This window comes from Bradyrhizobium sp., assembly GCF_016462955.1.
Lineage (GTDB): Bacteria > Pseudomonadota > Alphaproteobacteria > Rhizobiales > Xanthobacteraceae > Bradyrhizobium.
In genome coordinates this window covers 1-8,300 of the sequence record NZ_JAEMSD010000156.1, presented here as the reverse complement: position 1 = coordinate 8,300, position 8,300 = coordinate 1, and the positions used below count along the sequence as shown (strand labels likewise).

Genomic DNA, 8,300 nt, shown 5'->3' with positions numbered 1-8,300 from the left:
TGTCCGTGCAGGAAGTATTGCCGCTGGACGGCGTTGCGGCCAAGCCCTCCGGTGATTATCGCGTCGATCATCTGCTGGTGGCCGAGATGGTCAAGCCGGGCTCGAAGGTGCTCGATGTCGGCTGCGGCGAGGGCGATCTGCTTCAGCTGCTCGAGGCCCGCGGCATCGACGGCCGCGGCATCGAACTGTCGCGCGAGGGCGTCAACCGCTGCGTCGCCAAAGGGCTTGCGGTGGTGCAGGGAGACGCCGACACCGATCTCGTCAATTATCCCGACGATGCCTTCGACTACGTGATCCTGTCGCAGACGCTGCAGGCGACGCGGCAGCCGCGTGTGGTGCTGGAGAATCTTCTGCGCATCGGTCGCCGCGCCATCGTGTCGTTCCCGAATTTCGGGTTCTGGAAGATGCGGCTCCAGCTCCTGATCGGCGGCCACATGCCGCGCACCGAGAATCTGCCTGCGACCTGGTACGACACCGCCAATATCCATTTCTGCACCATCAAGGATTTCGTCGAGCTCTGCGACGAGATCAACGTCAAGATGGAGCGTTCGGTGGCGCTCGACCTTTACGGCCGCCCGGTGCCGCTGAACCTGCCCTGGTGGGTGTGGAACATGTTCGGCGAGCAGGCGGTGTTCCTGCTGAGCCGGGGCGGGGGGAAATAATCTCTCTCCGTCATTCCGGGGCGCGCGGAGCGCGAGCCCGGAATCCATCGTGCCACACTGTTTGCGGCCCGATGGATTCGGGTCTGCGCCTTCGGCGCATCCCGGAATGACAGCTAATGTGGAGCCAAAGACCTCGCATCCCGCACCGGCCAGCGCCCCGCCTCCACCAGCGTGACGAACCGCTCGACGCTCTCGTTGAACAGCGCGGGCTCTTCCAGATTGAGCACATGGCCCGACTTCGGAAACATCGCGAGGCCCGCCGCGGGCAGGTGCTTCTTCAGGAACAGGCTCGGCCCGACGCAGGGATCGTCCTCGTCGCCGCAGATGATCAGCGCGGGCGTCGCGACGGCCTTGATGGCCTCCGTCATCGTGTAGATCGAGGGACGGCCGCCCTGGAAGCCGCGCATTGTGTTGGCCGAGCCCCTGGCATCGTGCCGCGCCAGCGCGGCATAGAAATCGGCGTGACCGCGCGGATCCTTCACCAGGAAGGGGATTCGGCTCGGCGCCTCGCGCGTGACCTTTGCGACTTCCACCGAGCCGAGCGTGTCGTACTGTTCGGCATTGGCACGGCACTGCTTGCGCCAGGCCTCCAGGTTCTCGATCTCCGAGCCGGAGCCGACCCCGGCGAGCGTCATGGACAGCGCGCGCTGCGGCGCGTTGAGCCCGATCTGGAGCGAGGAGTAGGCGCCCATCGACAATCCCACGAGATGGGCGCGATCGATCCCGAGATGGTCGAGCACTGCGAGCGCGTCGGTGTAGAAATGCGTGTAGGTGTAGACCTCGCCATCGGGCACGTCGGACGGCGTATAGCCGCGCGCCGAATAGGTGATGCAGCGGTGACCGCGCGAGAAGTAGCGCATCTGCGGCTCCCAATTGGTGTAGTCGGCCGCGAACTCGTGCAGAAAAAGTATCGGCGTTCCCTGGCCCGCCTCCTCTAAATAGATGCGGACGCCGTCCTTGGTCGTGGCGTGGGGCATTAACCGTTTCCCTCTGTTTCAAGCCGTGTTCGAGGATCGCAGTTAATGCCCGTGTCGGCAATGCGGCAGCAGCAGCGGAGCATCGACACAAAATCATCGCAGCCATTCCCGGACGTCTCGTCTTTTTCTCGCCACATCGGGCGGCTTAACGGCCAAGCGGATGCCGGTCATTGCACGGGCCGGTGGGAAGTGGGGGTGTCAAGAAGGATGAAGAATGTTCGAGTTGTTTGCGTCTCGCCTGTCGCGTTGTATTGTCGCGCTGGCGCTGTTCTTCGCGGCGTTCGCCGTGTTGGTTTCTCCGGCCTCGGCACGGCCGTATCATCGTCACAGCGCAGAGCGATACGCTCACGCGCATCATGCCGGCAGATATCATCATTATCGCTCCCACGCGCGCAGCTCGGGCTTCGAGCGCAACGCAGCGCAATTGCAGGCGGGCTTCGGTAACAGCTTTGCGAGCTACGACCCGAACGCCAATGGCGGCAGCATGAACTTCAACGCGAACGGCTACATGGGCTCGAACATGAACTCATGGGGCGGCGCCGAGATGCAGGGTCGCAATGTCGGCCGATCCGGCCGCGTCAGCCGCGCGCGCAACATGAGCCCGGCCGTGCAGGCGAGCTATGCGGGCAGCGGCGACAACGCCGCCATGAGCGGCGGCTTCGGCGGCGGCTCCGGTCTCGTCTCGGAAGCGCGGCGCTATATCGGCGGCAATCCGACCGGCCGCGGCAGTCTGTGGTGCGCACGCTTCATGAACATGGTGCTGCAAAAGACCGGCCATCAGGGCACCGGGTCCGACATGGCGAGCTCGTTCGCGCGCTACGGCACGCGTGTGTCCGGCCCGCAGGTCGGCGCCATCGCCGTGATGTCGCGCGGCCGCCGCGGCGGTCATGTCGGCATCATCACCGGCATCGATGCGCAGGGCAATCCGATCATGATCTCCGGCAACAACGGCAACCGGGTCCGCGAAGCGCCGGTCTCGCGCGGCAGGATCTATGCGTATGTGATGCCGAATTGAGGCATGTGATGCGCGAGCCTTCGCATCAGGCGATACTGTCGTCCCGGGGCGCGCGAAGCGCGAGCCCGGGACCCATATCCACAGGCTCTTGTCGTCGCGCGAGCTGGTAGCCACGAGTCTTCGCCAAACCACTTCCTGTGGTTATGGGTCCCGGATCGGCGCGCGCTTAGGGCGCGCTTGTCCGGGACGACGAGAGAGCGGCTCACACCAATCTCGGCTCTTCCACTGCCACCGCGTCACCAACGCCGATCTCGCCGCCTTCGACCACCTCGGCATAGATGCCGCAATCCATGTGGCCGAGATGGCGCGAGAGCGTGGGCGGGATCTCGAGATCGCGCTCGGCGGTGATGGGATCGACATTGGTGGCCGGGCAGCGGACGATGCGTTTGACCACTTTCAGGCGGGCCTGCCCGATCGCGAGCGTCTGGCCGACGAGATCGAGCTCCGACCAGGCCGGCCAGCCCTCGACGTAGAGATTGGCGCGGAAGCGCAGCGGATGCACGGCGACTCCGCCGAGCATGGCCTCGATGGCGCGGACGCTGTCGAGATTGATGATGGACACGACCTTGCGGGCGACATCGGAGAAGCTGTGGTCGCGGCCCGAGAGAACCTTGGGCGGCCCCTTCAATTCGGGCTGAAAGTTCGCGCTGAAAAAGGCCTCGATGGCGGCGCGCCCGGCCGCGGTCTCGAGATCGCCGCTCGCGACGATCTGGCCGTCCTTGCGGATGGTCAGGACATTGCTGGCATCGTCGAACCGGCTGTCGAGCGCCGCCAGGCGCTCATTGCGCGCCAGCATCAGGAACTGGATTTTCGGCTTCCACTGGGGCGCCTCGGGATCGAACCCACTTGGGCCGTTCTCGATGGCGTAGCGGCGGTCGGCCGGCAGGGTCTGGCCCGTCCGCAAAGGGACGCGCGACAGGCGCTCCGGCGTCAGGCCCTTGATGGGGTAGCGGTAGAGGCCGGTGATCTCGGCAGTGTGGCTGAAGGTCATGCGGCTACTTAAGGGATTCGGCCTGCCGCCGCCAAGCCCGCCCAAAAGCGTACGAAATTGGTGCGCACGAAATTGTGAACTTGCCTCTTTCGCATCCGCAACCCGCTTCCCACATCTGGCTCAGGCCGGCGGCAGCGTCGGCAAAACACGACCGTTACCGCTTGAGAAACCTCAAGGCGGTCAGCGGAAACCCAGTGAAGATGCCGTATTGGGGTGCCTAAGTGGGCCCCAGGGGCAGGCCGAGGGACAGAAAAGATGAACATCGAGAAGTACACCGAACGCTCCAGGGGCTTTATCCAGTCTGCGCAGTCGCTCGCGATGCGCGAGGGGCACCAACAGTTTTCCACCCTGCACGTCCTGAAAGTCCTCCTGGACGACAATGAAGGGCTCGCAGCCGGTCTGATCGATCGCGCTGGCGGCAATTCCCGTGCGATCCTGAAGGCGACCGAGGACGCCCTCAACAAGGTGCCGAAGGTTTCCGGCGGCGGCGCCGGCCAGATCTACCTGGCGCCCGACCTTGCCCGCACCTTCGACGCCGCCGAGAAGGCTGGCGAGAAGGCGGGCGACAGTTTCGTCACGGTTGAGCGTCTCCTGCTCGGCCTGACGCTGGAGAAGACCAGCGAGGCCGGCACCATCCTCGCCAAGGGCGGCGTCACCCCGCAAAACCTCAACGCTGCCATTGAAGCGCTGCGCAAGGGGCGCACGGCGGACTCCGCGACTGCCGAGAACGCCTATGACGCCCTGAAGAAATATGCCCGCGACCTGACCCAGGCGGCGCGCGACGGCAAGCTCGATCCTGTCATCGGCCGCGACGAGGAGATCCGCCGTACGATTCAAGTGCTGTCGCGCCGGACCAAGAACAACCCCGTCCTGATCGGCGAGCCCGGCGTGGGCAAGACCGCCATCGCCGAAGGGCTCGCGCTGCGCATCGTCAATGGCGACGTTCCCGAAAGCCTGAAAGACAAGAAGCTGCTCTCGCTCGACCTCGGCGCCCTGATCGCGGGTGCGAAATATCGCGGCGAGTTCGAGGAGCGGCTGAAGGCGGTGCTGCAGGAAGTGACCGGCAGCGAGGGCACCTTCATCCTGTTCATCGACGAGATGCACACGCTGATCGGCGCCGGCAAGGGCGACGGCGCCATGGACGCCTCCAACCTGCTCAAGCCCGCGCTCGCCCGCGGCGAGCTGCACTGCATCGGCGCGACCACGCTCGACGAGTACCAGAAGCACGTCGAGAAGGACGCTGCGTTGGCGCGGCGCTTCCAGCCGATCTTCGTCAGCGAGCCCTCGGTCGAGGACACCATCTCGATCCTGCGCGGGCTGAAGGACAAGTACGAGCAGCACCATGGCGTGCGGATCACCGATTCCGCGCTGGTGGCGGCGACGACGCTGTCCAACCGCTACATCACCGACCGCTTCCTGCCCGACAAGGCCATCGACCTCATGGACGAGGCGGCGGCGCGGCTGAAGATGCAGGTCGATTCCAAGCCGGAAGAGCTGGATTCGCTCGACCGCGAGATCATCCGGCTCAAGATCGAGCAGGAAGCGCTGAAGAAGGAGAGCGATTCCGGCTCCAAGTCCAGGCTCCAGACGCTGGAGAAGGACCTTGCCGAGCTCGAGGAGAAGTCGGCGGCGTTGACGGCGCGCTGGAGCGCGGAGAAGAACAAGCTTTCCGATGCCCAGAAGCTGAAGGCCGAGCTCGATGGTCTGCGTGTCGAGCTCGCCAACGCGCAGCGGCGCGGCGAATTCCAGAAGGCCGGCGAACTGGCCTATGGCCGGATCCCGCAGCTGGAGAAGCAGCTTGCGGATATCGAAGCTAAGGAGAACTCCGGTGAGATGATGGAGGAGGCGGTCACCGCCAACCACATCGCGCAGGTGGTCTCGCGCTGGACCGGCGTGCCTGTCGACAAGATGCTGGAAGGCGAAAAGGAGAAGCTCCTGAAGATGGAGGAGCAGCTCGGCAAACGCGTCGTCGGCCAGGCCGAGGCCGTGCGTGCGGTCGCGACCGCCGTGCGCCGCTCGCGCGCGGGCCTGCAGGACCCGAACCGCCCCACCGGCTCGTTCATGTTCCTGGGGCCGACCGGCGTCGGCAAGACCGAGCTGACGAAAGCGCTCGCGGAGTACCTGTTCAACGACGAGACCGCGATGGTCCGCCTCGACATGTCCGAATACATGGAGAAGCACTCGGTCTCGCGGCTGATCGGAGCGCCTCCGGGCTATGTCGGTTATGACGAGGGCGGTGCGCTCACCGAGGCGGTGCGGCGCCGGCCCTACCAGGTGGTGCTGTTCGACGAGATCGAGAAGGCGCACCCCGACGTCTTCAACGTCCTGTTGCAAGTGCTCGACGACGGCCGCCTGACCGATGGTCAGGGCCGCACCGTGGACTTCCGCAACACGTTGATCATCATGACCTCGAACCTCGGTTCGGAATATCTGGTGAACCAGCCGGAGGGGGAAGACACCTCGGCCGTGCGCGAGCAGGTGATGGGAACGGTGCGGGCGCATTTCCGCCCCGAATTCCTCAACCGTGTCGACGAGATCATCCTGTTCCACCGCCTGCAGCGGAGCGAGATGGGCCGGATCGTCGAGATCCAGTTCGCACGTCTCCAGAAGCTCCTGACCGATCGCAAGATCGTGCTGAGCCTCGATGCTGCCGGCCGCGACTGGCTCGCCGCCAAGGGCTGGGATCCTGCTTACGGCGCAAGGCCGCTGAAGCGGGTGATCCAGCGTCACCTCCAGGATCCGCTCGCCGAGATGATCCTGGCTGGCGACGTCAGGGACGGCGACACCGTGGCGATTTCGTCCGAAGGCAACGTGCTGACCTTCAACGGCAAGGCACCTCAGACGGCGGAGATCACGCAGTTCGAGGCGCCGGTGTCGAAGCGGAAGCTGAATTGAGAACTGGCGTTTGAAGCCTGAAACGATAAACGCCCCGAAGAGAGCAATCTCTCCGGGGCGTTTTGCTTTGCAGGCTGGCTTGATTAGGGGGCGGAGCCCGGCTCGACGCCGTCGTCCTCGTCCTCATCAAGCTCCGACAAAATGTCGGCGGTGGCGCCGGTTCCGATGATCTGGGCGATGGTGACGTCGTCGGCGCGGTTCACGGCCTTGACGACGTCGTCGCGTGAGAGGCGCGTCATGGGCGATCCTCCTGTGGTCGGCTTCCGTCAGCCTCCAACCGGGAGCCCGGGTGCGGGTTCCGCGGTCAGGTCATGTTCCGACGGATGCTACTTCTTCGTCACCTTGTAGATCGCGTTCTCTACGTCCGAGCTGACATAGATCGTACCCGTGGCGCCGACCGCGACGCCGGTGGGGATATGCGTCGGCAGGCCGCTGGGTGCGCCAGTCAGGCCGATCGGGAGATTGGCGGCGATCTCAGTGATCTTGCCGCTTTCAGGTTCGATCGCGATCAGCCGCTTGGCGCCGACCTCGGCCACGATCAGCTGGCCGTCGCTTGTGCGCGCGATGCCTTCGGGCATCTTAAGGTCTTTGGCGATGACGGTCTTTCCGCCCTTGCTGTCGATCCTGGAAACGACGCCCGCAAAGGCTTCGGTGACGTAGACCTCGTCGCCGGCGCCGCGGACGAGCCCCATCGGACCCTCGAGATCGCCGATCAGGGTGGTGCGGTCCTTGCCGTGCTCACCGCTCACCTTGACCAGTGATTTGGCCCCGAGCTCGGATACCAGGATGCTTCCGTCGGCGAGCACGACCGCGTCATGCGGCGCCTTGAAGCCGTGCAGCATGTCGCGCGTCGCGCCGGTCTTGCCGTCGATCACCTGCACGGTGCCGGTGAACCAGCTCGACAGGATCACGTCGTTGCCCTTCGCCGTCGCGCTCATGGGATATTCGAGCGTCGTGCCGGCGGCATGCATGCGCGCCTTTTCGGTGACCTCGCCGGTCGCACCGTCCACGGTGCGATAGGCGAACACGTCGGCGACGTGGATCGTATCCTTGCCGTTCTCCGAGGTGACACCGATGCCGCCGGGCAGCGCGAGCTTGCCGCTGATGATCTGCTTGGCCTGGCCGGTCGCGGGATCGACCTCCTGGATGCCGTTATCGGCCATGTTGGAGATGTAGATGCGGTCCTTGTCGTCGATGGCGAGATTGTCCAGGGACGGCTTCAATTGCGCCACCATGGTCTTGCTGCCTGATTTGGGATCGACCCTGACGAGCTGGCCGAGCGCGGTGTCGATGACGAACAGGTTGCCCTTGGAATCGAAGTTCACCGCGGCCGGAATCTTGAAGCCTTCGGCAACGACGGTCAGCTCGGCCTTGTCGACATCGACCCTTGCGACCTGGCCCTTGAACCAGAGCGGACCGTAGAGCTTGTCGTCGGGGCCGAACTCGAAACCGTTGAGGCCGCCCATCTTCTCCATGATCTGGCGCGGTGGCTTGACGCCCTCGACGTCGATTTCATAGAGGGCATCGCCGAGGAAAACGGTGGTGGCGTAAAGCCGGCCGTCCTTGCGGAAGGCAAGCGAATTGACGCCGGGCAGGCCGGAGGCGAGCTTCTTGACCGGGCCGTCGCCCTTGCGCGCATAGAGATCGCCGGCGAGGAATCCGGTCCAAGCCATGGTGCCGTCGGGCGCGAATGCGATATCGTCGGCCATTCCGACCGGTGCCGGGATTGCAACCTTGGCGCTACGTCCGGCCATGTCGAC

7 protein-coding genes are annotated in these 8,300 nt (G+C 64.9%); 3 read left to right on the top strand and 4 right to left on the bottom strand.

Annotated elements, in window-relative coordinates:
* On the top strand, positions 1-662 hold a 662-nt coding region (gene metW, locus JHD07_RS17500), incomplete at its 5' end, for a methionine biosynthesis protein MetW (protein ID WP_291624410.1).
* Between the two features lie 113 nt (positions 663-775).
* Here metW and JHD07_RS17495 read toward each other — a convergent pair.
* Positions 776-1,639, bottom strand: a complete 864-nt coding sequence (locus JHD07_RS17495) for an alpha/beta hydrolase (protein WP_291624409.1) — start codon at positions 1,637-1,639, stop codon at positions 776-778.
* Between the two features lie 214 nt (positions 1,640-1,853).
* Here JHD07_RS17495 and JHD07_RS17490 point away from each other — a divergent pair, with 214 nt between their 5' ends.
* Positions 1,854-2,654, top strand: a complete 801-nt coding sequence (locus JHD07_RS17490; protein WP_291624408.1) for a TIGR02594 family protein — start codon at positions 1,854-1,856, stop codon at positions 2,652-2,654.
* A gap of 202 nt (positions 2,655-2,856) precedes the next feature.
* Here JHD07_RS17490 and JHD07_RS17485 read toward each other — a convergent pair whose 3' ends face one another.
* Positions 2,857-3,645 carry an MOSC domain-containing protein gene (locus JHD07_RS17485; RefSeq protein WP_291624407.1) on the bottom strand — a complete coding sequence of 263 codons (789 nt, stop codon included), beginning with the start codon at positions 3,643-3,645 and terminating at the stop codon, positions 2,857-2,859.
* Positions 3,646-3,900: 255 nt separating this feature from the next.
* Here JHD07_RS17485 and clpB point away from each other — a divergent pair, with 255 nt between their 5' ends.
* Positions 3,901-6,540, top strand: coding sequence for an ATP-dependent chaperone ClpB (gene clpB, locus JHD07_RS17480; protein ID WP_291624406.1), 2,640 nt, complete (start codon positions 3,901-3,903; stop codon positions 6,538-6,540).
* Between the two features lie 83 nt (positions 6,541-6,623).
* Here clpB and JHD07_RS17475 read toward each other — a convergent pair whose 3' ends face one another.
* A complete protein-coding gene (locus JHD07_RS17475; protein WP_291624405.1) occupies positions 6,624-6,779 on the bottom strand; it encodes a hypothetical protein in 156 nt (51 codons plus the stop codon).
* An 87-nt stretch (positions 6,780-6,866) separates the two neighbouring features.
* The coding region (locus JHD07_RS17470; protein ID WP_291624404.1) for a hypothetical protein at positions 6,867-8,300 on the bottom strand (1,434 nt) is incomplete at its 5' end.